General features: G+C 66.2%; 26 protein-coding genes and 1 pseudogene. 19 read left to right on the top strand and 8 right to left on the bottom strand.

All coding sequences use genetic code 11. The features are described 5' to 3' along the window. Positions 1–59: 59 nt before the first annotated feature. The 8 genes from SMD14_RS01145 (at position 60) to SMD14_RS01180 (ending at position 7,740) form a co-directional block, all read left to right on the top strand. Positions 60–1,430, top strand: a complete 1,371-nt coding sequence (locus SMD14_RS01145; RefSeq protein ID WP_321215017.1) for an MFS transporter — start codon at positions 60–62, stop codon at positions 1,428–1,430. Between the two features lie 60 nt (positions 1,431–1,490). Then, positions 1,491–2,744, top strand: a complete 1,254-nt coding sequence (locus SMD14_RS01150) for an aminopeptidase P family protein (RefSeq protein ID WP_157239841.1) — start codon at positions 1,491–1,493, stop codon at positions 2,742–2,744. Between the two features lie 81 nt (positions 2,745–2,825). Continuing rightward, positions 2,826–3,665, top strand: a complete 840-nt coding sequence (locus tag SMD14_RS01155) for an IclR family transcriptional regulator (RefSeq protein WP_321215018.1) — start codon at positions 2,826–2,828, stop codon at positions 3,663–3,665. 68 nt (positions 3,666–3,733) lie between these two features. Next, positions 3,734–4,408, top strand: coding sequence for a GTP cyclohydrolase II (gene ribA, locus SMD14_RS01160; RefSeq protein ID WP_321215019.1), 675 nt, complete (start codon positions 3,734–3,736; stop codon positions 4,406–4,408). 16 nt (positions 4,409–4,424) lie between these two features. Further along, complete coding sequence (locus tag SMD14_RS01165; RefSeq protein WP_321215020.1) at positions 4,425–5,648, top strand: acyl-CoA dehydrogenase family protein; 1,224 nt, start codon at positions 4,425–4,427, stop codon at positions 5,646–5,648. A 51-nt stretch (positions 5,649–5,699) separates the two neighbouring features. After that, complete coding sequence (locus tag SMD14_RS01170) at positions 5,700–6,518, top strand: HAD family hydrolase (protein WP_321215021.1); 819 nt, start codon at positions 5,700–5,702, stop codon at positions 6,516–6,518. A gap of 112 nt (positions 6,519–6,630) precedes the next feature. After that, positions 6,631–6,879 (top strand): hypothetical protein, encoded by a 249-nt coding sequence (locus SMD14_RS01175; RefSeq protein WP_157239831.1) that lies wholly within the window; start codon positions 6,631–6,633, stop codon positions 6,877–6,879. A gap of 57 nt (positions 6,880–6,936) precedes the next feature. Then, positions 6,937–7,740 carry a glycerophosphodiester phosphodiesterase gene (locus SMD14_RS01180; RefSeq protein WP_321215022.1) on the top strand — a complete coding sequence of 268 codons (804 nt, stop codon included), beginning with the start codon at positions 6,937–6,939 and terminating at the stop codon, positions 7,738–7,740. Positions 7,741–7,759: 19 nt separating this feature from the next. Here SMD14_RS01180 and SMD14_RS01185 read toward each other — a convergent pair whose 3' ends face one another. Next, entirely contained in the window at positions 7,760–8,065 is a 306-nt protein-coding gene (locus SMD14_RS01185; RefSeq protein ID WP_321215023.1) for a hypothetical protein, read from the bottom strand. Between the two features lie 140 nt (positions 8,066–8,205). On the opposite strand from SMD14_RS01185, the gene SMD14_RS01190 reads away from it, so the two are divergent. Next, entirely contained in the window at positions 8,206–8,406 is a 201-nt protein-coding gene (locus tag SMD14_RS01190) for a DUF6480 family protein (RefSeq protein ID WP_321215024.1), read from the top strand. A 31-nt stretch (positions 8,407–8,437) separates the two neighbouring features. Here the strand turns inward: SMD14_RS01190 and SMD14_RS01195 are convergent, their stop codons facing one another. The 3 genes from SMD14_RS01195 to SMD14_RS01205 form a co-directional block, all read right to left on the bottom strand. After that, positions 8,438–9,490, bottom strand: a complete 1,053-nt coding sequence (locus tag SMD14_RS01195) for an EAL domain-containing protein (protein WP_321215025.1) — start codon at positions 9,488–9,490, stop codon at positions 8,438–8,440. A gap of 165 nt (positions 9,491–9,655) precedes the next feature. Further along, on the bottom strand, positions 9,656–11,197 hold the full coding sequence (locus tag SMD14_RS01200) for an EAL domain-containing protein (protein WP_321215026.1): 1,542 nt from the start codon (positions 11,195–11,197) through the stop codon (positions 9,656–9,658). An 18-nt stretch (positions 11,198–11,215) separates the two neighbouring features. Further along, positions 11,216–12,859: an ATP-binding protein gene (locus SMD14_RS01205; protein WP_321215027.1), complete on the bottom strand. Its 1,644-nt coding sequence runs from the start codon at positions 12,857–12,859 to the stop codon at positions 11,216–11,218. 237 nt (positions 12,860–13,096) lie between these two features. Here SMD14_RS01205 and SMD14_RS01210 point away from each other — a divergent pair, with 237 nt between their 5' ends. The 4 genes and pseudogenes from SMD14_RS01210 to SMD14_RS01225 all read left to right on the top strand — a co-directional run bounded on the left by SMD14_RS01210 (position 13,097) and on the right by SMD14_RS01225 (position 16,795). Further along, a complete protein-coding gene (locus SMD14_RS01210; protein ID WP_409339737.1) occupies positions 13,097–13,861 on the top strand; it encodes a class I SAM-dependent methyltransferase in 765 nt (254 codons plus the stop codon). Between the two features lie 483 nt (positions 13,862–14,344). Beyond that, positions 14,345–14,764 (top strand): hypothetical protein, encoded by a 420-nt coding sequence (locus tag SMD14_RS01215; RefSeq protein WP_321215029.1) that lies wholly within the window; start codon positions 14,345–14,347, stop codon positions 14,762–14,764. A 20-nt stretch (positions 14,765–14,784) separates the two neighbouring features. Next, positions 14,785–15,594 (top strand): annotated as a pseudogene (locus SMD14_RS01220) (SDR family oxidoreductase). A 76-nt stretch (positions 15,595–15,670) separates the two neighbouring features. Then, positions 15,671–16,795 carry a glycerate kinase gene (locus SMD14_RS01225; RefSeq protein WP_321215030.1) on the top strand — a complete coding sequence of 375 codons (1,125 nt, stop codon included), beginning with the start codon at positions 15,671–15,673 and terminating at the stop codon, positions 16,793–16,795. 91 nt (positions 16,796–16,886) lie between these two features. Here the strand turns inward: SMD14_RS01225 and SMD14_RS01230 are convergent, their stop codons facing one another. Both SMD14_RS01230 and SMD14_RS01235 read right to left on the bottom strand, forming a co-directional pair. Next, positions 16,887–17,552, bottom strand: a complete 666-nt coding sequence (locus SMD14_RS01230; protein ID WP_321215031.1) for a DUF6766 family protein — start codon at positions 17,550–17,552, stop codon at positions 16,887–16,889. 2 nt (positions 17,553–17,554) lie between these two features. After that, positions 17,555–18,076, bottom strand: a complete 522-nt coding sequence (locus tag SMD14_RS01235) for a DUF6328 family protein (RefSeq protein ID WP_321215032.1) — start codon at positions 18,074–18,076, stop codon at positions 17,555–17,557. A 209-nt stretch (positions 18,077–18,285) separates the two neighbouring features. On the opposite strand from SMD14_RS01235, the gene SMD14_RS01240 reads away from it, so the two are divergent. The 4 genes from SMD14_RS01240 to SMD14_RS01255 all read left to right on the top strand — a co-directional run bounded on the left by SMD14_RS01240 (position 18,286) and on the right by SMD14_RS01255 (position 21,774). Beyond that, positions 18,286–19,185 (top strand): SDR family oxidoreductase, encoded by a 900-nt coding sequence (locus SMD14_RS01240; RefSeq protein WP_321215033.1) that lies wholly within the window; start codon positions 18,286–18,288, stop codon positions 19,183–19,185. Positions 19,186–19,252: 67 nt separating this feature from the next. Next, positions 19,253–19,591: a hypothetical protein gene (locus tag SMD14_RS01245; RefSeq protein WP_157239812.1), complete on the top strand. Its 339-nt coding sequence runs from the start codon at positions 19,253–19,255 to the stop codon at positions 19,589–19,591. Between the two features lie 411 nt (positions 19,592–20,002). Next, positions 20,003–20,905 carry a GAF domain-containing protein gene (locus SMD14_RS01250; protein ID WP_321215034.1) on the top strand — a complete coding sequence of 301 codons (903 nt, stop codon included), beginning with the start codon at positions 20,003–20,005 and terminating at the stop codon, positions 20,903–20,905. Beyond that, positions 20,902–21,774 carry an SGNH/GDSL hydrolase family protein gene (locus SMD14_RS01255; protein ID WP_321215035.1) on the top strand — a complete coding sequence of 291 codons (873 nt, stop codon included), beginning with the start codon at positions 20,902–20,904 and terminating at the stop codon, positions 21,772–21,774. The genes SMD14_RS01250 and SMD14_RS01255 overlap by 4 nt, the downstream gene beginning before the upstream one ends. Here the strand turns inward: SMD14_RS01255 and SMD14_RS01260 are convergent. Beyond that, positions 21,771–23,123 (bottom strand): solute carrier family 23 protein, encoded by a 1,353-nt coding sequence (locus SMD14_RS01260; protein ID WP_321215036.1) that lies wholly within the window; start codon positions 23,121–23,123, stop codon positions 21,771–21,773. The two genes, SMD14_RS01255 and SMD14_RS01260, sit on opposite strands and share 4 nt — an antisense overlap. A gap of 204 nt (positions 23,124–23,327) precedes the next feature. Here SMD14_RS01260 and SMD14_RS01265 point away from each other — a divergent pair, with 204 nt between their 5' ends. Next, entirely contained in the window at positions 23,328–23,933 is a 606-nt protein-coding gene (locus SMD14_RS01265) for a malonic semialdehyde reductase (RefSeq protein WP_157239805.1), read from the top strand. 131 nt (positions 23,934–24,064) lie between these two features. Further along, positions 24,065–24,577 carry a 2'-5' RNA ligase family protein gene (locus SMD14_RS01270; protein WP_321216324.1) on the top strand — a complete coding sequence of 171 codons (513 nt, stop codon included), beginning with the start codon at positions 24,065–24,067 and terminating at the stop codon, positions 24,575–24,577. Here SMD14_RS01270 and pgm read toward each other — a convergent pair. Then, positions 24,567–26,219, bottom strand: coding sequence for a phosphoglucomutase (alpha-D-glucose-1,6-bisphosphate-dependent) (gene pgm / locus SMD14_RS01275; RefSeq protein WP_157239802.1), 1,653 nt, complete (start codon positions 26,217–26,219; stop codon positions 24,567–24,569). The genes SMD14_RS01270 and pgm overlap by 11 nt on opposite strands. Positions 26,220–26,400 lie beyond the last annotated feature (181 nt).

Consider the following 26,400-nt stretch of genomic DNA (forward strand, 5'->3'; position numbering starts at 1 on the left):
CGCCTATTCTGGTGCAACAGCGTTGCGCTGAATGCAACCACAAACACTTTGGTGGATACATGAGTAACGAAACTTCTTCCCCCGCCCGTGAGCGGGAAGCTGGCCCGGAGTCGAATGGAACCCCGTCCAGCAACTCCACGCCTGCTGACAATGCCGTCAGCAAGGAAACGCGCCGCCGCGTCATTGCGGCCAGCTTCATCGGCAACTTCGTCGAATGGTTCGACTACGCGGTCTACGGCTACCTGGCCGTCACTATCGCATCAGTCTTCTTCCCGGAATCCAACCCGCAGACCGGGCTCCTGCTGACCTTCGCCCTGTTTGCCATTTCATTCCTGGTGCGGCCGCTCGGCGGCTTCGTCTGGGGCCACATTGGCGACAAGGTTGGCCGGCGGACAGCTCTCTCGCTGTCGATCCTGATAATGTCCGGAGCAACTTTCTGCATCGCGCTGATTCCCGGATACGGCACGATCGGAATCTGGGCTCCCATCCTGCTCCTGGTCATCAGGGTGATCCAGGGCTTCTCTGCCTCGGGCGAGTACGCGGGAGCATCGGCGTTCCTGGTGGAGTACGCCCCCGCCAACAAGCGGGGCCTGTATGCCGCGGTTGTTCCCGCCAGCACCGCAGCCGGCCTCCTGCTCGGTTCACTGATCGCCGGGCTGCTGACCACGCTGCTCGCTGCCGACGCGATGCAGAGCTGGGGCTGGCGGCTGCCGTTCCTCCTGGCCGCCCCGATGGGCCTGATCGGCCGGTACATCCGGACAAAGCTCGAAGACACCCCGGTGTTCCGCGATCTGGAGGCCCAGGACCACGCTGCCAAGGCGCCCGTCTCCAGCCTCTTCCGCAACCACTGGCGGCAACTGCTCCAGGCCGTCGGGGCCGTCCTGCTCAACGCCGTCGGCTTCTACGTGATCCTCAGCTACATGCCCACCTACCTGTCCTCGGAACTGGGCCTGGGCGAGACCGAATCATTCCTTGCCACGACCATCGCGCTGGTCACCTACATCGGCTTCATCTTCCTCACCGGCATGCTCTCGGACCGGTACGGGCGCAAGAAGGTACTGATCACCGCATCAGTCGCCTTCATCGTCCTGACAGTTCCTGCGTTCGCACTGCTCGGGACCGGCAACTTCCTGGTGATCGTCCTGGTCCAGATCCTGCTGGGCGCCATGCTCACCCTCAACGACGGCACGCTCCCCAGCTTCCTGGCTGAAATGTTCCCCACCCGGGTCCGCTACAGCGGCTTTGCCGTCAGCTTCAACCTCTCCAACGCCCTCTTCGGCGGCACCGCCCCGTTCATGGCGACGCTCCTCATCGCCGCAACCGCAAACGACCTGGCGCCGGCCTGGTACCTCGTCGCTGCCGCCGTCGTTTCGCTCATCGCCGTGGCACTCTCCAGGGAAACCTGCAAAGAGCCGCTGCGGCACGAATAACTTCCGTCCCTACCGAACCACCTGCACATCGAAAATGCACCAGAGAAAGGCATCGCCACGATGACCATCACCACCGAGAACGCCACCACCGTCGCCGAACTCGAGCGCACCAAGATCCTCAAGAACGGCGAGAAGGTCAGCCTCACGTTCTCCGACGCCGAGTTCGAACGCCGGCTCGCGGGCCTCCGGCGGATCATGGCAGAGAAGGAACTGGACGCCGTCGTCCTCACCAGCTACCACTCCATCAAGTACTACTCGGACTTCCTGTTCACCACCTTCGGCCGTTCCTACGGCATGGTGGTCACCAAGGATGACACCGTCACCGTTACCGCCAATATCGACGCCGGCATGCCTTGGCGCCGCAGCTACGGCGACAACATCGTCTACACGGACTGGCGCCGGGACAACTACATCTTCGCCATCCAGGAAGTCCTGCGGACCCGCGGCATCAACCCCCGCCGCCTCGGCGTCGAGGATGACTCGCTCCCGCTGGACAACCGCAACAAGATCCAGGCAGCCTTCCCGTCCGCAACCCTGGTGGACGTGGCCCAGGCCGCCATGCGCCAGCGCATGATCAAGTCCGCCGAGGAAATCGAAGTCATCAAGCACGGTGCCCGGATCGGCGACCTGGGCGGCGAAGCCATCCGCAACGCCATCACCGCCGGGATCACCGAATACGAGGTCGCGCTGATCGGAACGGAGGCCATGGTCCACGAGATCGCCCGGACCTTCCCCGACTCGGAAATCCGTGATACCTGGGTCTGGTTCCAGTCCGGCATCAACACCGACGGCGCCCACAACTGGGCCACCACCCGCAAGATCCAGGAACACGACATCCTGTCCCTGAACTGCTTCCCCATGACCTCCGGCTACTACACCGCCCTGGAGCGCACCCTGTTCTACGGCGAGCCGGACGCCCGGTCCCTGGAGCTGTGGAACATCAACGTGGAAGTCCACAAGCGAGGCCTCGAACTGATCAAGCCCGGCGCGGTCTGCAAGGACATCGCAGCGGAACTCAACGAGATCTACGTCGGGTATGGACTCCTGGCCAACCGCACCTTCGGCTACGGACACTCCTTCGGCGTCCTCAGCCACTACTACGGCCGGGAAGCCGGGCTGGAGCTCCGCGAGGATATCGACACCGTCCTGGAGCCGGGCATGGTGGTCTCCATGGAGCCGATGATCACCGTCCTTGACGGCCAGCCGGGCGCCGGCGGCTACCGCGAGCACGACATCCTGGTGGTGGGCGAGGACGGCGCGGAGAACATCACCAAGTTCCCGTTCGGCCCCGAGTACAACATCATCGGCGCCTAGCCTTCCAGGAACGAAACCCGGAAGCGGCGCCACCCCCGTGGCGCCGCTTCCGGCCTCCCTTAGGGAATGATGGGTACCACCATGAGTGCAGCAGAATCCGAGACCACAGGCAACGGCGACAGCAAGGGCGCTTCCGTCATCGTCAACGCCATCGCCGTCCTCCGGACTTTCTCGGCGGACGAGCCACTGCTCGGCGTCACCGAGATTGCCAACCGCGTGGGGCTGCACAAAAGCACCGTCTCCAGGATCCTGGCCACTTTTGAACAGGAGCACCTGGTGGAGCGGGACCCCGAGACGCGCCGCTTCCGGCTCGGCCTGGGCCTGATCGCCGTCGCCGGGCCGCTCCTCGCCGAACTCGAGGAGCGCCGCGTCGCCTACCCGGTTCTGCGGGAGCTGTCCGAGCAGACCGGTGAAACCAGTGCACTCATGGTGTGGAGCGGTGACGAATCCATCTGCGTGGAGCAGATCGCCAGCCACCACCAGATCAAGCACACCACCCCGCTGGGTGCCCGGTACAGCGACGCCCTCAGCTCCTCAGTCCAGGTCTTCCTCGCCCAGGAGCCGGAGGAAAGGGTCCGCTCCCTGCTCAGCAGCGGGACGATCAGCTATCCCGGCCTGGACGAATCCAGCCTGGATGCCTACCTGGTCCGGCTGAAGGACGACCTCCGCCGCGGCTGGGCCGTCAACTACGGGGAAACCTCCATCGATGAGGTGGGACTGGCGGCCCCCGTTTACGACCATCGGGGTGAGGTGGTGGCTGCCGTCCTTATCCCCGCGCCGCGGTTCCGGGTTTCCACGGAGCGGCTCCAGGCCTTGGGGGAGGCATGTGCTGCAGCTGCTGCCAAGGTCACTGCGCGCCTGGGCGGCAGGCCGCGCCAAGCTGCCGGGCGCGTCTCCGGCCAGCGGCAGCACGGAAAATAAAGCTTGTAGCTTCAAGTAAGCTCGGGTATCGTTAGGTTGAAAGTTCAACTAACGCCTGAGGACCCGAAATGCCCCTGACCAGTGACCAGTACGTCAGCCGCGGGCTCGGTAGCGCCACCGTTCGCAGCCGGGTCAGCGTTCCCCTGCGCTTTCCGGACGGCTATGCCGCAACCGCCGACGTCCTCACCTTCCACGGGCTTGCCGACGGCAAAGAGCACCTCCTGCTTGGACTCGGCGGCTGGGAACAGGCCCTGCTGCTCCACGGGGAATCGGCGCAGTCCGCGCCCCTTGTCCGGCTCCACAGTGAATGCCTCACGGGCGATGTGTTCGGCAGCGAGCGGTGCGACTGCGGCCCCCAACTGCGCGAAGGGGTGGAGGAGATCGCGGCCACCGGCGGGTTCCTGCTGTACCTGCGACAGGAAGGCAGGGGCATCGGCCTGTACTCAAAGCTCGATGCGTACGCGTTGCAGGACGCAGGTCTGGACACCTACGAAGCGAACGTGGCCCTGGGCCACGGCGAGGACGAGCGGGACTACACGGCCGCTGCCCAGATGCTCGCCGCGCTTGGCGCCACGTCAGTCCGCCTCCTCAGCAACAACCCGGACAAGACGGCCCAACTGAAGGCGCTGGGCATAGAGGTCACCGAACAGGTCCCCACGGGAGTGCACCTGTCTCCGGCAAACCACCGCTACCTCGCCGCCAAGCGGGACCGCACCGCCCATACCCTGGACTTTGCGGCCTGAGGCGGGCGGGACAGGCATGACAATCTATATCGACGATGTTTCCGCCGGCGTGTCCACCGTTCCTGGATCCGCGTCTACGGGGATCCCAACACATGAGGAACTGCTGGCCAGGGTTGATGCCCTGGTTCCCCGGCTGAGGGAGCGGGCGGAGGAAACGGAGAACCTGCGGCGCATCCCGGACATCACACTGCTGGAACTGCAGGACGCCGGCGTCTTCAGGATCCTCGCCCCCATCGGTGTCGGCGGTTATGGAATGGGCGTGGAAACCTATGGTGAGGTGGTGCGGAGGCTGGCCCGGGGCTGCCCCTCCACGGCCTGGAACGCCGGGCACCTGATGGAGCACGTCTGGATGCTCGCACGCTGGCCGCAAGCGGTGCAGGATGAAGTGTTCGCAGGCGGCCCGGCGCCCCTGGCAGCCGCCACCGGCGCGCCGGTCGGCATTGCCGAGGAGGCGCCCGGCGGTTACCTCATCACCGGCCGCTGGAGCTTCGCCTCCGGCGTGCTGCACTCCCAGTGGGCGCTCCTGGCGGTGGACCACAACGGCGTGCGCCTGCAGTGCCTTGTCCCCATCAACGATGTGGAGATAGTGGACACCTGGCACACCGCCGGCCTGAGGGGAACCGGAAGCAACGACATCCACGCACAGCAATTGTTTGTGCCTGCCCGCCGGGCAGCGGCCTGGACCCTGCTGACGGCTGAGGACAATCCCGGCAGCCGCATTCATCCGGACCCCATCATCAGCACGCCCATGGGCACGCTGTTGAACATTGTTGCCCCTTCGGCCGCACTGGGAGCCGCGGAACTCGCCCTGGAGCTGTTCCGGGAACAGATGCTCAGGCGCAAGGTCAAGAACACTGCGGAGAGCCGACAGGCGGACTCTGCCGTTGCGCAGGCGCGTTTCGCCCAGGCTTACGGGCTGGTTGCCACCGCACGGCTGCACTGGGCGGAGGCGGTGCGGCTGGTGGACGCGTCCCATCGACGGCAGCCGAGGACCATGGCGGAGGGGACGAGGGCGCAGTATCGCCTGTCCTTTGCCCTCAGCGGCGAGGCCGCTGCCCAGGCCGTCAACCTGATCATGGCCCGCTCCGGCGGAAGCGCCCACCGGCTTTCGCATCCGCTCCAGCGGATCCAGCGGGATGTGGGTGTCCTGCTTAACCATCCAACCCTGGCCACCGATCCCATCCTTGAGCAGGCGGGCCGGGGGCTCCTTGGCCTGGGCCTGTCGGTCTCCAGTTTCTAGCAGGCACCGACGGCGGCGCTGGCCCCGGGGACCGCCACGTAGACTGGCATGATGCGGTTGGTAGCAAGCGACATTGACGGAACGATCCTCGGCCACGACGGAAAAATCAGCGACCGCACCGTCCGCGCCTTCCACGCATGCCGGGAGGCCGGCGTCGAACTCGTTTTTGTCACCGGCCGGCCGCCGCGCTGGCTGCACCCGCTGCAGGACCGGCTCGGCCATGCGGGAACCGTCATCTGCTCCAATGGCGCCGTGGTCTGGGACCTTGAGGCGGACAAGCTGGTCTCGGCCCGCACCTTGACCATCGATGCCGTGCTGGAGGTGCGCCGCATCATCAAGCGGCTGCGCCCCGCCGCCCTGTTCGCCGCCGAAACGCTGGGCGGGTTCCATCTGGAGCCCGGTTTCATCGAAAACGGCTCCAGCGAGCTGCTCGCCGAATTCACCCCGGCGCCGCTCGCCCAATCGCTGGCGGCGGACGACGCGGTGGTGAAGTTCCTGGCCATTGTCCGCGAGGGCACCGCAGATGACTTCCTCGCGGAGGTGGCTCCCGCCGTCGAACACCTCGCGTCCGCCACGCACTCATCGCCGGGCGTGCCGATGCTCGAGCTCGCGGTTCCCGGGGTCAACAAGGCCGTCACCCTGGCCGAATACGCGGCCAGCCTGGGAATCCGGGCTGCGGACGTGGTGGCCTTCGGAGACATGCCCAACGACATCGAGATGCTCCGCTGGGCAGGCCAGGGCTACGCCATGGCCAGCGGCCACCCTGAAGCAATCCGCGCGGCAGGGCAGCAGGCCCCGCATTTTGACGACGACGGCGTGGCCCAGGTCCTGGAGGCGCGGCTGGCCTCGCTGGGTGTCCAACTGTCCTGACTCTTGGGTGCCGGCGCCGTTTACACAGCTGGCGCTCACCTCGCGTTTACCTTTGCTCCCTAACGTGGGAAACGGAGAGCCCAACCTCTCCGTTCCGGCACAGGGGGAAGCAATGGGAAGAAAAGCGAAGCTTGGAAATGCTGAGGCGCCGCTCCGCGAGGCCGCGCCTGCTCCGCACTGGAAGAAGCTGCGGCAGGGCGACCGCGTCCGCGTCCTCCTGGCCCCGGGTTTCGAAGCCAGCGGCCTGGTGGATGCGGTCACCGCCGACCATGCGGCGGTATGGATCGATTTCGACGGCGGGCGCGGCCGTACGCTGCTGCACTGCAGCGACGGCGTGGACATAGTCCTTCAGGAGGGCTGACCGCCGCGGCCCTGCCGCCCGCCCCCGGGCCGGTGCCGCCTGGGGTACGCTCGCATTGTGGCCCTCCCCTTCTTCGAGCATGCTGATGCAGACGGGTCGCCGCTGCCCATCCCGATGGCCCACCGTGGATTTTCGCGTGAGGGTTTGGAGAACTCGATGGCCGCATTCCGCGCCGCCGTCGACCTCGGCTACCGGTACCTCGAAACCGATGTCCACACCACGGCCGACGGCGTGGTGTTCCTCTTCCACGATGAGACGCTGGACCGGGTGACCGACGGCAGCGGGAAGGTGTCCGAGCTTCCCGCCCATAAGGTGGCCGAGGCGCGGATCGGCGGACGCGAGCCCATCCCGCGGTTCGATGAACTGCTCGTCGAGCTGCCTGGCGTCCGGTTGAATGTGGACGTCAAGGACTGGAATTCCGTACGCAGCATCGCCGCTGGAATTGAATACCACCAAGTGCACCACCGGGTGCTGCTGACCAGCTTCTCGGACCGGAGGCGGCGGGCGGTGCTGAAGCTGCTGAGCCAGCCGGTGGCAGCGTCAGCCGGAGTGGTTTCGGTGGGCTTGTTCACGGTGCTGGGCCCAATCCTCCCCGGACCGGTGTTCAGGTGGAGCATGCGCCTGAACCTGCGAGGAGTCCACGCCCTGCAGGTTCCGGTGCGTTACGGCAGGGTGGAAGTGGTGACGCCCGGGTTTGTCCGCCGCGCCCACACCTTGGGCCTGGTGGTCCATGCCTGGACGATCAACGATCCCGGTGAAATGCGCCGGCTCCTTGACATGGGCGTGGACGGTCTGGTGACCGACCGCGCGGACCTGCTCCGCGATGTCCTGCTGGAACGCGGAAAGTGGCCGCGCGGCTGAGGTCACCTACGCCCGGCCACTACCCCCGACCCGTGCTGGTGCCCCCGCTACCTCCATTGCTGCCGGTCGGCTCGTCAGGCTCCGCATCCCCGCCGAAGGGATTCTCCGATACGGGCCCGGGGGCCGCGCCGGTCTTGAGTCCCGGAGCCTCTTCCTTCTCCGCTTCCATCGCGTTGGAACCCTCGCTCAGGGAGGAGTGCACTTCCACGTCATCGTTGGGATCCGCGGGATCAGGAACATGTGCTTTCTCCGCGGGCTTTGATGTCCCTGCCAGATCCTCCATGGCGTTTTCTGCTGCCTTGCCGATGCTGTCGCCGATACCCATGTGGCTGCTCCTTCCGACCTTGCCTGCCGGGCAATCCAGCGGATGCCCGAAGCATTACCCTTCCAGAATTATCAGCATGCTTACAATTAGTCCAGAGCCGGGGTAAGGAACCCCGGCCGTACATGAAGGACGCATGCACCGTGAGCAGCTACCATCCGGAAAATGATCCCGCGAACCCTGACCAGCCGGGCAAGCAGGGAAGCGGGGACTCCGCCGCATCACCGAATCCGGACCCTGCCGAAGGCAACGTCACCGGGCTGGAGCCGGGTGGGGGAGTGCCTCCCGGCGAGACGCCGCCGGCTGAGGACCAAATGAGCCGCGACCAGGGCCACAGCGAATAGCCCCGCCGGCTGAGGCCTTGTGCCAGTGCGGTTAGCTTGTGTGTGGCTTGCCGGCGGCCTGATCGGGTCCCGCCACGTGGCGGCTGATCCCGTCCAGGTCCAGCCGGCTGTTCCAGCTGGCCCAGTCCTTGGGCCGCACCGAAGGCCGGCCGAGGAGATAGCCCTGCCCGGCTGTGATTCCCAGTTCGGTGAGGACCTTGAGCTCCCCAACAGTCTCGATGCCCTCTGCCACGAGGGAGGTGCCGATCTGGTCCGCAAAGTCCACCAGGCAGGCGGCAAGGGCGCGCTGGAGGCCGTCTTTGTCGACATCGCCGATGACGTTCCGGCCCACTTTCAGGAAGTCCGGGCGGAGGTGCACCATCCGGCTCAGTGCCCCTGCCCCTGAATGGGTGTCATCCACGGCGATCCGCAGGCCCTGGTCGCGCAACGGATTGATGGCGGCGATGAACTGCGGGTATTCCTCGTCCGTGATGGTTTCCGTCAGTTCGAGCACTACGCGGCTGACGGGAAGCTCGATGTGCTCGAACAGTTCCGGAAGCCTGGGGTCAAGGCATGAATCGGGCGAGATGTTGAGTGACACGAACAGGTTCTCGGGAAGCGTCTTAGCTGCGGCGGCAGCAGATCCCAGTGCCGAAAATTCGAGGTTCGCTCCCAGCCCCACAGCGGCTGCCTCAGCGAACCACAGTTCTGCCGCAGCACCGTCGTCGCTGACGAACCGGGACAACGCCTCGACTCCCACCACGATTTTTTCTTCCAGCCCGTAAATGGGCTGGAAGGCTGTCATCAGCATCTGGCTCTCAAGCAGGGCGCTGATGCGTGACATGCTGCGGATTGCATCGATCTGTTCCGCCACTTTGGGCGGGACGGCGGGTGTGAGGCGCATCTGCCTGGCAGTCTCCAGCGTTTCCGCCGTGTTGGCGTCACTCCGCCGGGTCTCAAGAAGGTACTCGAGGAGCGCACGCTCGGGCACTCCGGGATTTTCGTCCAAGCGGTTGCTAAGGCGCTGCCGGACAGCCGCTCCGGCCGGATCCGTGTCCGCCAGCACAGCGGCGATAATTCCCCATGCCTGTATTCGAACCGACATTAGCTACGCCCCCAGTTGACGAAGTAATGACCCAATGGCCCTTTGATGTTCAATTTGTAAACGCCTTTAAAGTCCGGTGCCCAGTTCAACACTGATTTTCGCGGCGACGAAAACCCACACACCGCATCATGATCGTATATCGCAGGAAACAAATGCGCAGTAGTTTCAGCCTTGCTGCTTTGCGCGTTCCGGCTGTTTTGCCACTAATTCCGGAATTTGTTCCGGAGGGACCGGCCTGCTGAAGAAATAGCCCTGGGCGCTGAGGCAGCCCAGGCCGCGAAGGATCTCAGCCTGCTTTGCTGTTTCCACGCCTTCCCACACCGCTTCCAGCCCGCACGCCCGGACCAGCTGCAGGACCGCCGCCACCAGGGCGGGCTGCGTGGGATCGGTTCCCAGCCCGGTGATCAGTGACCGGTCCACCTTGACCCGGTCCACCGGAAGCCGGCGCAGGTAGCTGATGGACGAGTAGCCGGTGCCGAAATCGTCGATCTCGATCCCCACGCCCAGGCCCCGCAGTCCGCCCAGCGAGTACCGGTCAAGATCGTTGCCTTTGACGATGGCAAGTTCCGTCAGCTCCAGCACCACCTGGTCCGGCCGAACGCCGGTTTCCTTCAGGACATTCCTGACGTCCTCGATGAACTGCAGGCTCTGCAGGTCTGTGGCGGAGATATTGATCCGGACTGAGAACCGGCTGTCCACGACGGAGGCGTTGACCCAGTCGCGGAGCTGGTGAACTGCCGCCCGGAGCACCCACAGCCCCAGATCGGAGATCAGCCCGGCTTCTTCCGCCAGCGGAATGAACTCGTCCGGCATGATCAGGCCGCGGGTCGGATGGTTCCAGCGGACCAGGGCCTCAACGCCCTCGATCCGGCCTGAGCCCAGTTCCACGACCGGCTGGTAGTTGAGCGTCAGGCCGTCCGTGCTGATGGCGGTACGCAAATCCTCCACCAGCTGGCTGCGGAGCCTGCGGACCAGCAGGAGTCCCGGCTCGAAGCGGTGCAGCTTGTTCTGGCCTTCCGCCTTGGACGCGTACATGGCGACGTCGGCCTCCATCAGCATGTCCTCCGGCGTCTTGCCCGGCTCGCCGGCGCTGAGCCCGATGCTGGCACCGCAGCGGAGGCTCCGTCCCGGCAGCTCAATGGGCTCACGTACGGCTGCCAGGATGCGGTGGCCCACAAAGCCGGCCTGGTCATGGGTGGCCGAGGGCAGGACGATGGCGAACTCGTCGCCGCCGAGGCGGGCAACGACGTCGGATTCGCGCACGGCACCGCGGATTCGTTCCCCCACGGTGATCAGGACGTGGTCCCCGGCGGAGTGGCCCAGGCTGTCGTTGATGGATTTGAACGCGTTCAGGTCCATCATGAGGAGGACCGGGCTTTCGTCCGATTCGGTGTCGGCCTCAAGGGCGGCGTTCAGTGCGTCGATCAGGGCGGAGCGGTTTGCCAGGCCCGTGAGCGGGTCCTGCATGGCCATCTTCTGCATCTCCAGATGGGCCTCGTGCAGGAGCCGGGTCCGGACCTGCACCCGCTGTTCAAGCTCCTCGTAGATGATCTGCAGGTCCTCGGCGAGCAGGTTGGTGCCCATGATGATGGCATCGAGCTCGTCACGCGCCGGAGAAACCTCGATCCGTGAGGTGAGGTCGCCGGACGCCAGCCGCACAATGCCTTCCAGGAGCCGGGAGAGCCGCGGGTCGTTATCCGCAAACATCGGAGTCCTGCATCCCGCTCAGTTTTCCTGGCTGCGTTCAGCGTCAAGGGGGAGGCTGACCGTGACCGTGGTCCCTGCGCCCAGGATCGAGGAAACGTCGATCCTGCCACCGTGCCGGGACACGATGTCCTTGGTGATGGCCAGCCCCAGCCCTGTCCCGGGAATCGCCCCCGACATGGCGTTTGATGCCCGGTAGAAGCGGGTGAAGACGTGGTCGATCTCGTCGCTCGAAATGCCGATGCCGGTGTCCGCCACACTGACCGTGGCCCACCGGGTGCCGTCAGCCGCGGCGTGCGACTCGCTCCCCACCTGGATGCGCCCTCCGCTGGGGGTGAACTTGATGGCATTGGAGACCAGGTTGGTGAACACCTGCTGCAGCTGCACCTCGTCGGCAAGGATCTCCGGGTCCTCCGGAACCTGCTCCACGGCGATGGTGACGTTTTGAAGTGTAGCCAGGGGCCGAAGCGCCGCGGCCACGAGGTCCAGGGTCTGTCCCAGCCGCACCGGGGTGAGGTGCATCAGGCTGTCATCAAGGCCGTTGCGGGAAACGCTCAGCATGTCCTCGATCAGGATCCTGAGCCGCTCCGTGTTCCGGACCACGATGTCCAGCATCTGGTGGACTTCGGGAGAGACGGGCTGCTCGGTGCTTTCCTGGATCATGTCCAGATACGCCATGATGGACGTCAGGGGCGTCCGCAGCTCATGGTTGACCGTGGCAAGGAAGTCCGTTTTGGCCTTGTCCAGCTGCTGCAGCTGCTTCACCACCTGCTGCTGGCTGCTGATCAGGTGGCTCTGGATCAGTCCGTGGGCCGCGTTGCCCGCCACATGTTGGATGAGCCCCAGTTCAGTCCCGGACCAGGTCCGCGGCTGGTCGATCATCGCAATCCAAATAATGCCCAGCGAAGAGCTGCCCTCGCCCATGGGCACGGCCAAGGAGGAAACGGCGTCGCCGATGCCCGGTGAAGCGGCCTCACCCGCCGTCGGCTCCTCCGTGCCGGGTGAAGACGAGGTCTCGGCGCCGGCCCACAGCAGGTCCGCTGTCCGGCGGGCATCATCCTCGTCCGGCAGTGCCTGTTCGTTGAGCGGCGCCAACCCGGGCCTGCTCCAGGCGGCGTTGATGCGGGGAACCCGGCTGTCCTCGAAAGTGGTCAGCCAGACGTGGTCGGCCTTGAAGGTCCGGCCAAAGCCGGCCACCACATGGCGGGCGATCTCCTCCGGGTCGTTCGTGGCCCGGACAGCGGCAGAGACCTGCCGGAGCTGTTCGCGCAGTGCCTCGGTTTCCTGCCGGGCGGCATTGCGGCGGGCCACCATGTCGATCAGGGCAGTGGCGCGGTAGGCCAGTTCCCGGGGGGCGGGCGGCTTGGCGATGCAGTCGTGGATGCCGGACGGCTTCATGGCAGCGAGCTCTGCAGGATCGTCGAGGTCCACCACCACAAGCACCGGCGCGTCTGCTTTGACGGCGGAGAGCGACGTGTCAACCACGACGACTGAAGGGCGGCTTTCTTCCAGGGAAGCAGCAAGTCCGGCGGCGTCCCTTGCGCACAGGACCGAATAGCCCGCATCCCGCAGCGCCCTGGCATATGATGCGAGGCGCGCATCGTCAGGGTCTGCCACGACGGCGGTGCGCGGCGCGCGCAAGTCACTCGGCGTGTCAGCCGCCACGGTGTCCCCTTCCCTCCCAGTTGAGTACATTGTATGGTCACGCCGGGCGGGCGGCTCCCCGGGAAAGAAATGGAGGACTTTTACCGCCCTGGCGGGCGCCGACAGGAGCTGCGAAGGGGGTCATGCAGGCGGCAGATCCCGCAGCCGGGTTGTCCGGGCCCCTATATTTGATCCGTGCCCTCCCCCTCGAAGTCCCTCCCGGCAAAGTCACTGTGGTCCACCCTGCAGAAGTACCTGATGGTCCCGAAGCTCATCCGGCTGTCCCGCTCTGCCCCCAAGGACCGGCCGCTGGCATGGGACGCGTACTGGGCCGGCATCAGGGGGGCCGGAGGCGAGGTTCTCTGGGATGCCGGGACCGACCATGAATTCCTCGGCTACAGGGACGTGCTGCTTCGCCACTTGGACCCGGACCTGCCCGTGGTGGACGTGGGCTGCGGCCACGGCAGGTTTACCCGCGCGTTGGCCTCAGTCTTCCCCAAGGTCATCGGCGTGGATGTTTCCGGGCAGGCCATAGCCTACGCCGGCGCCCAGGCACCCACGGCCGGCAGCGCAGGCCCTGTGCGCTACGTTGCGCGGGACATGACCGCGCCGGGGGCGGGCAGGGGATTGGCCGGCAGCACTGACGCAAACGTCTTCATCCGGGGCGTGCTCCACGTGCTGGATCAGGCCGACCAGGCGGCGCTGGTGGAAAACCTGCGGCTGCTGGCCGGAAGCCGGGGCACCGTCTTCCTCGCCGAAACGAACTTCCAGGGCAATCCCGTTGAGTACGTTTCCCACCTCGGTGCAACCCGCCAAAGCATCCCGGCCCCCCTTGAGCGCGCGATCCGCGGGCTGCCGATGCCCGGCCATTTCGGTCCCGAAGAGCGCTCGCGGGTACTTCCGCCGGAGAGTTGGGAACTCCTGGAAGACGGGGAAGTGGCCATCGAAACACATCCAATGACCGGGATCGGCGGGAAGAGCCGGGTGCCGGGGTACTTTGCTGTGCTCCGTCCGAGGCATTAGCCGGGGCTCAGCCCCTTCCGCCCGGAGGCTGGCTCCTTTCCGAAGGCGCATCGCGCCGCCACTAAAACCCTTGACACGCAGGCGGATCGGGATGCTGAATGGCAAGTACACTTACTGCCGACCGGCAGGGGAAGGGCAGCCGGAGTCATCCAAATCCCCTAAGTATTCACAGGAGGTCACCTCAACGGAGGACGAACCGGAGCGCGAGGGCCGGACCCTGGCCGCCACGCACCACGAAGAGCGAAAAGGGCAGGATCCGGCACATCAGCCGGGAGGAATGGTTTGAAAAATCCGACTCCCGGGGACTGAACTTCATCTACCAGGAACAGCGCAGCGACGGCCAGCAGTCAAACATCTTCCGGCTGGAGAATCCCGGCCGCAAAGACGCCTAAGCCGCGTACCGTTCTGCCGCCAGCACCAGCACCGGCCCATGAAGCCGGCGCCGCTTTGCCGACGGCGGACGCAGACATTACAGGAACTACCATGCGCAAACTCATTCCCTCCGGTTCCCTCCGCGGGATGCTGCTCCCGCCCACCTATGGGCACCATGTCACCCGCTCCACGGAGTTCACCGTCCTGTCCGTCGAGATCTGGTCCGCGGGATTGGTGGTCAACATCCACTTGGCCTCCGACGGTGCGCCCGAGCCGCGCATCAGCCTCCAGGACCACTTCGGAACGGCGTACTCGTTCCGGGATTCCGCCACCGTGGGGTCGAGGAATCTCCAGGTGTTCACCCCAACGGTGCCTGCCGGAACCAGGAGCCTGACCATCAGGTCCGCGGACGATCCTGAGGGGCGCCCTGTAGTGACCTTCGCGGTGCCGCTGATGGCCGTGCCGGAAGAGCCTGATTCTTCGCAGGACGGCGAATATCCCTCGGCGCCGGAACTCCGCCGCCCGGCTTGACCGAACGAAAGGCTGCCACCATGCAGGACACCGCAGGATTTGCCCCAAGCACCGCCATCGTTACCGGCTCGGACTCCGGCATTGGGAAGGCAACGGCTGTCGCCCTTGCCAGGGCCGGCATGGACGTGGGTGTCACCTGGCACTAAGACAAAGCCGGCGCTGAAGGCACGGCCGAGGAAGTGCGGCGGCTGGGGCGCAAGGCGGTGGTGCGCCGGCTTGACACTACTGAACTCCGCGCCGCCGGGGCCGTCATTGACGAATTGGCGGACGAACTGGGCGGAGTGGACGTCTTCGTCAACAATGCCGGGACCGGCGACGGCACCAAGTTCCTGGACCTGGACGTCGACACCTGGATGCGAACACTGGACACCAACCTCAACGGGGCTTTTGTTTGCCTGCAGGCCGCCGCCCGCCGAATGGTGCAGGCCGGCAAGGGCGGACGCCTGATTGCCGTCACCAGCGTGCACGAATTCCAGCCGCGGGTGGGTTCGTCCGCCTATGACGCGTCCAAGCACGGCCTGGGCGGCCTGATGAAGACGCTGGCGCTCGAGCTCGCCGAACACGGCATCACGGCCAACAGTGTGGCGCCGGGCGAAATCGCCACTCCCATGACAGGGCAGGAAGACGAGGACCCCACCACCAAGGACCGGCCGGGTGTGCCCCTGGGCAGGCCCGGTGACGCCCGGGAAATTGCCGCGGTCATCGCCTTCCTTGCCTCGGCAGGTTCCAGCTACGTCAACGGCGCATCCTGGGCGGTCGACGGCGGAATGCTGCAGATGGGGCCGCAGGCCGGCTCGCACATCACCAGCCACGAGTGGCGCGAGGGCTAGCCTCGACGCCTGGGGGTCCGTCCGGACTGCGGATCGGGCAAGCGCTTTCCTATCAGCTGCTGGCATGATGGAGCGCATGCGCATTCTTATTGCTCCGGATAAGTTCAAGGGTTCCCTGACCGCGGCCGAGGCGGCGGCTGCCATCGCCGAAGGTGCTTTGCGGGTCTATCCTGACGCCGTCGCCACGCAGTTCCCCATTGCCGACGGCGGCGAGGGGACCCTGGAGGCGGCGGTTTCGGCGGGCTACGAGGAGCGCCTCAACGCCGTCGTGGGCCCCATCCTTGCGCCAATCGGCGCCGCCTGGGCCATCAGCAAGGCCGACGACGGCAGGGTTACCGCCGTCATTGAAACGGCCCAGGCCTCCGGCCTTGCGGAGATGGAACCCACCCCGGCCAACGCCCTCCGGGCCCACAGCTACGGGTGCGGGCAGCTCATTGCGGCAGCCCTGGATGCCGGCGCCAACGAGATCGTGCTGGGCCTCGGCGGCTCGGCCATGACCGACGGCGGCAGCGGGGCACTGCGTGCCCTGGGCCTGAAGCCGCTGGACTCCGCGGGGAACGTGGTGCCCCTGGGCGGCGGTTCACTCGCGGACGTCGCCGCGCTGGACACGAGCGGGCTGGACCCGCGGCTTGCCGCCACAGCCTTCCGCATCGCCGTCGACGTACGCAACCCCCTCTACGGACCCGAAGGTGCCGCGCACGTCTTCGCGCCACAGAAAGGCGCGGACCCGGACACCGTGGAACTGCTCGACGCCGGCCTCCGCAACTGGGCGTCCGTCCTGCGCGAAGCCACGGGCCGGAACGTTAACGTCCCCGGGGCGGGCGCCGCCGGTGGCTTCCCGGCGTCGTTCCTTGCCTTCACCGACGCCGCGCTGGAAGGCGGCTTCTCGCTTGTTGCCGGGCTGACCGGGCTGGCCGGACAGCTGGGTGAGGCAGACCTCGTCATCACCGGCGAAGGATCCATGGACTCGCAGTCACTGACCGGAAAAGCGCCCATCGCGCTCGCGGACGCAGCCCGGGAGCGCGGCATCCCGGTGATCGTGGTGGCCGGCAGGATCCTGGTCACGCCTGAAGAACTTGCCCACCATGGTGTGGTGGCTGCCGCACAGCTGCTGGACGTGGCGCCCAGCCCGCAGGATGCGATGGGAAACGCCGCCAAATACCTGGCCCGGGCAACCAGCCAGGTACTCGAGGGCGCCTAAGGGCTAAACGATAGTGGTGCTGCGCCGCCGCCACCAGCAGGGGCGGTTCCCATGATGGTTCGCCGGCAGATTCCTTTCGGCTGTGCCCGGCTCAGGTGCCGGTTTCATAATGCGGCTCTGCAACGGGTTTGGACTCCGGCGATCCCTTTTCCCGCAGATAGACGGACGCGCCCACCAGGACGGCGACGGCCAGGAACTCGCTCTGCCAGTTCTGGAAGGATTCAAACCAAAAGCGGCTGGTGCCCACGTACTGAATGACCGAGACGCCCGCCTCCCCGTGGCTTTCCTGTTCCTCGTTGTACGCCGCGGCGCCGCCGAAGGCGTGCGCGGTGAACGAGCCAACAAACAGCAGGAACAGGAGGATGGACAGCGAGTGCTCGTAGACCTTGAGGACTGCGCCGCCGCGCTTCACCGGCCAGGGGGTGGCCTTTTTGGTGGCCGCCTGGCGCGGGTCCTCGTCCTGTGGCGCGTCCTTGCCTACAGGCTTGGACTCGGAAGAGCCCCTCTGGAACAGAAAGGCAGTCAGGACCACATACATGGCCATTTGCAGGAACTCCGATTCCCAGTTCTCAAAGGTGGCCTCGACGAAGTCGCCCGTGGCCAGGAATGCCAGAACTGATACAGCGGCTTCCCCGTGCGCCTGCTGCTCCTGGCTGTAGTTCGCCGCGCCGGTCAGGATCATGCCCGCAAAGAACACGAGGAACAGGCCCGCATTCACCAGGAGCAGCCCGTGTTCCCTCATCCATTTGCTGCTCATTGTTAGCCTCCCTTCAAGCCATGGGGCGCCGTGTCTTCAGTGGCGCGCCTGTTCAAATGCATAGGGATGTAGACCAGCAGGACCACCATCACCGCCATCAGCGCCCCGCCTGCAGTAAGGCCGGCCGAGCGGCCGGCGGCCACATCGAAAACAAGCGCAGCCGTACCCGCGCTCAGGAGCGCGATTCCGGCAAGGGTCATCTTGGCGATCGAATCGCCGCTGGACACCAGGGTTTCCTTGAGCCGCTTTCGGAACAGCCGCCGGTGCACGCTCACCGGCAGGAGGATGAGTGCGGTGGTGAGGGCCGCAATCACCACGTTGGCCAGGTAGAGGTTGACCTGGAAATCGTCGAGATCCTCAAACCGCTGCTGGAAGGGGAGGGTCAGCAGGAAGCCGGCAAGGATCTGAACGCCCATCTGCAGCACCCGCAACTCCTGCAGCAGTTCTGCCCAGTTGCGGTCCAGTTGTTCCTCGCGGGTTTCGTTCCGGCCCGATCGGCCTGTGTAATCCTCCACCTCGGACACTGCTTCTCCTTCACTGCCAGCCTCTTAGTTCCCTTTCTACTCTTCCCCGATCCAGAAGCAAGGCTGGCGTTGCACCCGCCCCAACATTTGGTAAGTTTACTGATTATATTCGCACCGAACGGTGGACTTTGCTCCTCCGGCCGGGATAGCTTCGAAGGACCGGTGCACAGCGGAGCTCTTCGAAAACCGACACAGTGAGCAGGCGGACTATGAGCGACACAGGCAAGCAGACAGACCAGCCAAAGGATCCGCGGGGCGGCTACCACTCGGGTCCGTTCCCGGAGCAGGAACAGAAGCAGCCCGGCCTCACGGCGCCGATGGAACCCAAGCCCGACCATGGCGAACTGAGCTACGAGGGGCACGGGAAGCTTCAGGGCAAGGCGGCCCTCATCACGGGCGGTGATTCCGGAATCGGCAAGGCCGCCGCCATTGCCTTTGCCCGTGAGGGTGCCGACGTGGCCATTTCCTACCTCCCGGAAGAGGAGGAAGATGCGCAGGACACCGCGGACTGGATCCGCAAGGCGGGCCAGCGCGTCCTCCTGTTTGCCGGAGACGGCCGCGAGGAGGAATTCAGCACGCGCATTGCCGGGGAAACCGTGTCCGGGTTTGGGCGGCTGGACGTGGTGGTGCTCAACGCGGCCTACCAGAAGAACCGCGAGAGCCTGGAGTCCCTGGCCACCGAGGAATTCGACCGCGTCTTCAAGACCAACCTCTACTCGCTGCTCTGGACCGCGCGGGCCGCGGTACCGCACCTCAAACCGGGCGCGTCCATCATCACCACGGCATCCATCCAGGCCTTCAACCCGTCGCCGGGCCTCATTGATTACGCCATGACCAAGGCCGCGCAGGTGGCGTTCACCAAAGCGCTCGCGCAGGAACTTGGTCCCCAGGGCATCCGCGTCAACGCTGTGGCGCCCGGCCCCATCTGGACCCCGCTGATCCCGGCAACGGAGTGGCCGGATAAGCTCCCGAAATTCGGCCAGGATACCCCTTTGGGGCGGGCAGGCCAGCCGGCCGAACTTGCCGCGGCGTATGTGCTGCTGGCCTCCGAGGACGGATCCTACATTTCGGGGGCAGTCCTGCCGGTAACCGGGGGCAAGGGGCTCTAAGCCCGGGCCCCAAACCGTACGCGACCCAGCAGACCAGCTTCATCCGAACAGACAACAGGAGGAAACCATGACGCAGGAAAACCAGCACGCGCAGCCCGAAACGGACCCGGGCGGCTACGGCACCCCCACCGCTGAGCAGGAAATGGGCGGAGCCCAAGGCGCCCCGGGCAGCGTGGAGACGAACGAGCCCCAGTCGGAGGCCGGCGGGGATCCGGTACCCCACGACATGGACCTTCCTTCCAGCGCCGCCGAGATCGACGAGTCCAACGACGACTCCCGGGGATCCGCCCCGGTCTCGTCCGAGCCTGGGCAGGAAGCTGCCGGAATTCCGGACGGCAGCGGCAATGACCTGCCCCAGGAGAAGTCGCCGAAAGACGACGACGGCGAGGAGTTCAGCGCCGGCTAAGCACGCTCCGGGGCCGTCCGCGGCGGCCTCCCGCGAGCGTTGGGAAAGTTAGTTCGCATGGAGGCCTCCGCCCCGTGGTTCCCCGGGGAACCGCAGGGCGGAGGCCTCCGGCGTGCCGGGACGTCCTGCCGCCCACATGCAACCGTCCGGCGGAACTTGCCGTAACCCTCGCGGGCCTTGCCGCGCAGGCCGAGCCCGCGTTCGCCGTCGTCATCAGTGACCAGTCAACCGGCAGCCGCAGCTGCGAAGTGTGGCTGGCCCCGCAGCCTTCGCTCTGCCGCCGCGATATGCTCCACGCTGCCGGCGGGTTAGCGTTCCGGGACGGCTCCCCCTCCTTTCGACCGGTCGGGGGAGTAGTCTTAGAAAACAGGTTTTGCAGTAGGCCGGAGCGCTTCAACCAAGGCGTGGATCATGGCCGCTGAACCAACAGGGCAGCTCGGCTGGGGACCCCTTCCAGTACCCCCGGAACAGGTATTTGACAGCAAGGATGTCGAAACCTACCTCTGGGAAGTCACCCGTGACTTCATGGCGGACATCAAGGGCGAACAGCGCGGCATCAGCTGGGCAGCCACCCTTTTCCGCCTGGGCCAGGCCCGCACCGTCGCCGCGGGAACGGAAAAGGCGCGCGAGGCTGACCGCGAACAGTGCTCGTTCGCCGACGGTCCGGTCATGGAGGCCATCCGCAGCGGCGAGTTTGTGCTGTTGTCCGATGTCAGCCGCGACCGGCGTTGGCCCGGGTACGCAAGTGCGGCCGCCAGCCACGGGGTGCAGTCGCTCCTGTCCATACCCATCGCATCCGAGGGCGGAACGAGCGCCGCCATCAACCTGTACGCGGCCTTTCCCCACACGTTCACAAGTGACGACCTCCTCCGCAGCAGGAGCTACGCCCAGCAGTTGGCGCGCGCGTTGCGGGTAGTGGTGCGGGTGGCGGAGCGCGCCGAGGCAACGGCGGGGATCGCCGTCGTGCAAAGCTCCCTGGTCCTGGTGGACCTGGCGGTGCGCAGCCTCATGGATGAGTACGGGCTAAGCCGCGAGGGGGCCCTTCGATTCCTGCAGAACCAGGCTCTGCACCACGAACTCGACCTGCGCGACGCAGCCCTGAACGTGGTTGTGCCCGGCTCCGCCCGGGAGAGCCCCAGGGCCGGGGATTCCGGCAGGGAGCCCACGGGGCTGAGGCAGGGAACGCCCGACGGCGTGGCGGACTTCCGCCTGCTGCCTCCTGCCGAGCTGGACCAGCAGGCGGAAAAACCGGGCGGCCGGAAGGCCGGACGGGGCAAGGACACACCTCATCCTGCGGAAGGGAGGACGGCATGACCGCGCAGAAGCACGAGGAGCCGGCGTCGGGAGCCATACAGCATCCCTGGCACCGCTTTGTGGCCCTCGGCGACTCGTTCACCGAGGGGGTGGGCGATCCCGAGCCGGAGAACCAGGGCGGGCTGCGGGGCTGGGCCGACCGCGTGGCCGAGGAACTCAGCGTTGGGCGGCCGGATTTTGCCTATGCCAACCTCGCCATCCGGGGCCGGCGGCTGCGGGAGATCCTGGATCAGCAGGTGGGCCCGGCACTGGCCGCAAAGCCTGACCTGGTGACGCTCTCCGCTGGTGGAAACGACATTGTGTTCCGCCGCAGCGACCCGGACAAGCTTGCCGAGAAGATCGACGCCGGCGTGGAGCAGCTCGCCCGCTCCGGGGCCACCGTGGTCCTTTTTGCCGGTCCCGATTGGGGCGCCACCCCGGTCTTCGGCAAGATACGCGGCAAGGTGGCCATCTTCAACGAGAACCTGTACATAGTGGCCGCCCGGCACAACGCCGTCATGGTTGACCTGTGGTGCCTGCGCGACCTCACTGGACCAGGCATGTGGGATCCTGACCGCCTGCATTTCTCGCCGCTGGGCCACCACACCATAGCCATAGGGGTGCTGGAGGCCCTGGCCGTTCCCCACAGCCTTGAACCGATGCGGCCCAAGGCGCTCCCGCCGCGCAGCTGGAAGGCAGCCCGGGCCGAGGACCTGGCATGGGCCCGTGAATACCTTGTTCCCTGGGCCGTCCGCCAGGTCAGGCACCCGGCGGCGGCCCCGCTGGCTCCCAAACGGCCCCAGCCAGGACCGGTGTTCGGGCATAGGCATTTCCAGGCCGGCCATCCGGCCGGCCTGCCCGCCGAGCCGCCGTCCCTTAAGAAGGCCTAGCGCTTCTTGGGTGTCCGCTTGGCGGCGGCGTTGACGGCTGCCTTCACGGCGGGTGGAAGGCCGGCCTGTTCCGTCTCGGGCTCGGCCGCGGTGCCCCTGGCTTTCGCTATGGCCTTCATGCCGTGGTAGATCACCAGGGCCGCTGCCGAGCCCAGGGCGATGCCCGTGAACTTGAGGTCACCGATGGTCCAGGTGTAGTCCGCGATGCCGATGATCAGGGCCACGGCGGCGGTGGTCAGGTTGACCGGATTCGAGAAATTGACCTTGTTCTGGACCCAGATCTTCACGCCCAGGATGCCGATCATTCCATAGAGCATGGTGGCCGCTCCGCCCAGGACGCCCGGCGGGACAGTGGCAATCAGCTCGCCGAATTTCGGGGAGAAGCTCAACAGGATGGCGAAGATGCCGGCAACCCAGTAGGCCGCCGTCGAATACACCTTGGTGGCTGCCATGACGCCGATGTTCTCGGCGTAGGTGGTGGTGCCGGAGCCGCCGCCGAAGCCTGCCAGGACGGTGGCGGCGCCGTCGGCCATCAGCGCGCGGCCGGAAACGTCGTCGAGGTTCTGCCCTGTCATGGCGGCCACGGACTTCACATGGCCGATGTTCTCCGCCACGAGTACCAGCACCACCGGCACGAAGAGGCCCAGGACGCCCAGGTGGAATTCAGGGGTCTGGAACTGCGGGAGGCCGATCCACGCGGCGGCATCCATCTTGGCGTAGCTCACTTCGCCGCGCAGCATGGCCACGAGGTAGCCCGCTATTACGCCCACCAGGATGCTCAGGCGGCCAAGGATCCCGCGGAACAGGACGCTGACCAGGATGATGGTGGCCAGCGTGACGACGGCGGTGACGGGCGCGGCGTCGAAGTTGTTTTTTGCGGCGGGGGCAAGGTTGAGGCCGATCAGCGCCACGATGGCGCCCGTGACGATGGGCGGCATCAGCCGGTTGATCCAGCCTGCGCCGAACTTCTGCACAATGGCGCCCACCAGGGCCAGGGCCGCGCCGGCCAGCACCACGCCGCCCAGTGCCCCGGGAATGCCGAACTGCTGCTGGGACGCCATGATGGGGGCAATGAAGGCGAAGCTTGAGCCCAGGTAGCTGGGAATCCGGCCCTTGGTGATCACCAGGAAAAGCAGTGTGCCGATGCCGGAGAAGAACAAGGTGGTGGCAGGCGGCATGCCTGTGATGATGGGCACCAGGAACGTGGCGCCGAACATGGCCACCACGTGCTGCATGCCCACGCCGATGGTGAGCGGCCAGGCCAGCCGCTCATCCGGGGCCACCACGTGGCCCGGCTTAATCGACTTTCCGGTGCCGTGCAGCTTCCATTTGATTCCGAGCATGCTCATGGCGGAGGCCTTTCGGGGGCTTTCGGGGGTGCCGCGGAGGGCGAAGATTAACTGGGACAAGGATACCGCCAGCGCCGCGTTGCGGCCTGCTGTGGCGGACGTCACCCGCCGTCACGGGAAGAGGGACGGACTGGTTGAAGTTGCAACTATGGAAAGCAACAAGGCCGCCCCGGTAAGCGGGGAGGCGCAGCGAAAGGTAAGCCCATGACAATTGCCCACGAAGAAGCGGTTATCGATTCGGCCGCCGTCGACGCCATTTTCGCCCAGGCCCGCACCGCCAACTCCTTCACCGGAGAGGTGACCGAGGATCAGGCGCAGGCAATCTACGAGCTGACCAAGTTCGGCCCCACCGCTTTCAACTCCCAGCCGCTGCGCGTGACCTACGTCCGTTCCGATGAGGCCCGCGCCAAGCTGGTGGAGGCCCTCATGCCGGGCAACCGCGCCAAGACGGCTTCCGCCCCGCTGGTGGCAATCCTCAGCTACGACACCGACTGGGCAGGGCAGTGGGACGCCTTCCTCCCCGGCTACAACGCCCCCAAGGCCATGTACGACGCCAACCCGGAACTCGCCGCCGCCACCGGCAACAACAACGCCCACCTGCAGGCCGGCTACTTCATCCTGGCCGTCCGTTCCCTCGGGTTCGCCGCCGGCCCCATGACGGGCGCCGACTTTGGCGCGATCGACGCAGCGTTCTTCCCCGCCGGGGACCAGAAGAGCTTCCTGGTGGTCAACATCGGCCAGCCTGCCGAAGACGCCTGGGGCGAAGCCAAGCCCAAGTTCGCCTACGAGGACGTCGTCCGCACCGTCTAACCCCCGGGACGCTCTCTCACTTAATGCGCCTTTTCTGCCATCGCTCTCTCACCCCTGAGAGAGCGATGGCGCTTAAGCCGCATTAAGTGAGAGAGCGTCGGCAGGGGCGGTGGCAGACTGGGGCTATGCCGATGCGGAACCTCATCCTGGTGGCGTTCGTCGAGCCGGTGGCGGACGGGCTGGTCTTCCCCCGCAGCGAATGGCCGCTGCACATCACCCTGGTGAGGTTCGACGCCGACGCCCCGGACAGTGCCGACGCGGCCGAGCGCATCGCCGGCCTTGCTGAGGGCCCGGCGATGGCCGCCCTGGGCGCCCGGCTGACCGTGGGTGAGGACGCAGGCTTCGGCCGGAACGGCTCCGTGCCCGTGAACCTCATCCAGCCCCAGCCGGACCTGCAGGCCCTGCACGAGCAGCTGGTCGCTGCGGCGGGCAGCCTGGGCGGCACAATCCTGACGCCGGCCCACACGATGGCAGGCTACCGGCCGCATGTCTCGCACCAAGGCGGCAAACGGCTCAACCCGGGCGACGCCGTCGTGCTTGACCGTATTGCACTGGTGGACATGGCGCCGGACGGTGACCGCACCGTCCGGCGCATCCTGCGCCTGTGGGCCCTGCCGGAAACCGAAGAGCCGCCTAGGAGATAACGCTGTCCACCAAGGCCTTGGCTTCCGCCTGGACCTGCTTGAGGTGTTCCTCGCCCTTGAAGGACTCGGCGTAGATCTTGTAGACGTCCTCGGTGCCCGAGGGGCGGGCGGCAAACCAGGCGTTCTCCGTGACCACCTTCAGCCCGCCAATGGGCGCGCCATTGCCGGGGGCCTCGGTCAGCTTGGCCAGGATGGGTTCCCCGGCCAGGGACGTCGCCGTGACGTCCGACGACGACAGCTTGCCGAGTGCCGACTTCTGCTCCCGCGTGGCTGCGGCGTCAATGCGGGCGTAGACGGGCGCGCCGAACTGGTCCGTCAGGCCCTTGTACAGCTGCGAGGGCGACTTGCCTGTAACTGCGGTGATCTCCGAGGCGAGCAGGGCCAGCAGGATGCCGTCCTTGTCCGTGGTCCAGACGGTGCCGTCCTTCTTGTTGAAGGAGGCGCCGGCCGATTCCTCGCCGCCGAACGCGCCTTCGCCGGACAGCAGGCCGGGCACGAACCACTTGAAGCCGACCGGAACCTCAACGAGCTTGCGGCCCAGGCTTTCCGCCACGCGGTCGATGATGGAGGACGAGACGAGGGTCTTGCCCACTACCGAGGCCGGGTTCCAGCCGCTGCGGTTGCGGTACAGGTAGTCGATGGCGACGGCGAGGTAATGGTTCGGGTTCATCAGTCCGCCGTCCGGTGTCACGATGCCGTGGCGGTCGGCGTCGGCGTCATTTCCCGTGGCGATGTCAAAGGCGGACCCGCCGTCGGACATCCGCTTGATCAGCGACGCCATCGCGGACGGCGAGGAGCAGTCCATCCGGATCTTTTCGTCCCAGTCCAGGGTCATGAACGCCCACTGGGGGTCCACCGTGGGGTTCACGACGGTCAGGTCCAGCTGGTGGCGCTCGCCGATCTCACCCCAGTAGTCAACGGACGCCCCGCCCATGGGGTCGGCACCGATCCTGACCCCGGCCTCGCGGATGGCGTCCAGGTTGAGCACGGACGGGAGGTCGTCAACATAGCTGCTGAGGAAGTCGAACTTGCCGGTGGTATCCGCGGCAAGTGCGTCCGCGACGGGAATTCGCTTCACCCCGCGCAGGTCGTTCCCGAGCAGTTCGTTGGCGCGGTTGGCGATCCACCCGGTGGCATCGGAATCGGCCGGGCCGCCGTGCGGAGGGTTGTACTTGAAGCCGCCGTCGGCCGGCGGGTTGTGGCTGGGGGTGACCACGATGCCGTCCGCCTGGGGGGCGCCGGCCGGGGCCTTCCGGTTGTAGGTGAGGATGGCGTGGCTCAGGGCGGGCGTCGGGGTGTAGCCGTGCCGGGCATCCACGAGGACCTGGACGCCGTTGGCTGCCAGCACCTCAAGTGCGGAGTTTTGCGCAGGTTCACTCAGGGCGTGCGTGTCCTTGGCCAGGAACAGCGGACCGGTGATGCCCTGCCCTGCACGGTATTCCACGATCGCCTGGGTGATGGCAACAATGTGTTTCTCGTTGAAGGACGCCTTGAGGCTGGAGCCGCGGTGCCCGGAGGTTCCGAACACCACGCGCTGGCCTGGATCACCCAGATCCGGCGTGATGTCGTAGTACGCATCGAGGAGCGCAGTGATGTCAACAAGGTCCTGGGGTTGGGCAACTGTGCCCGCGCGGCTAGCCATGCCACCAGCATGCCAGACGGGGGCCGGAGTCAAAACGATCCGTCCGGAATGCGGCCGGTGTGTCCGGCCTGTGACGGAATAACGTCATCAAGCGAGTAGTCAACCTGAGTACTGCCCCGGAAAGTACTTATATACCGCCGCCTGCGTGCCCTGTTACCTTCGAAAAAATCCGGCAAAACGT

The sequence above is a fragment of the Pseudarthrobacter oxydans genome (genome assembly GCF_034258515.1).
Classification (GTDB): Bacteria; Actinomycetota; Actinomycetes; order Actinomycetales; family Micrococcaceae; genus Arthrobacter.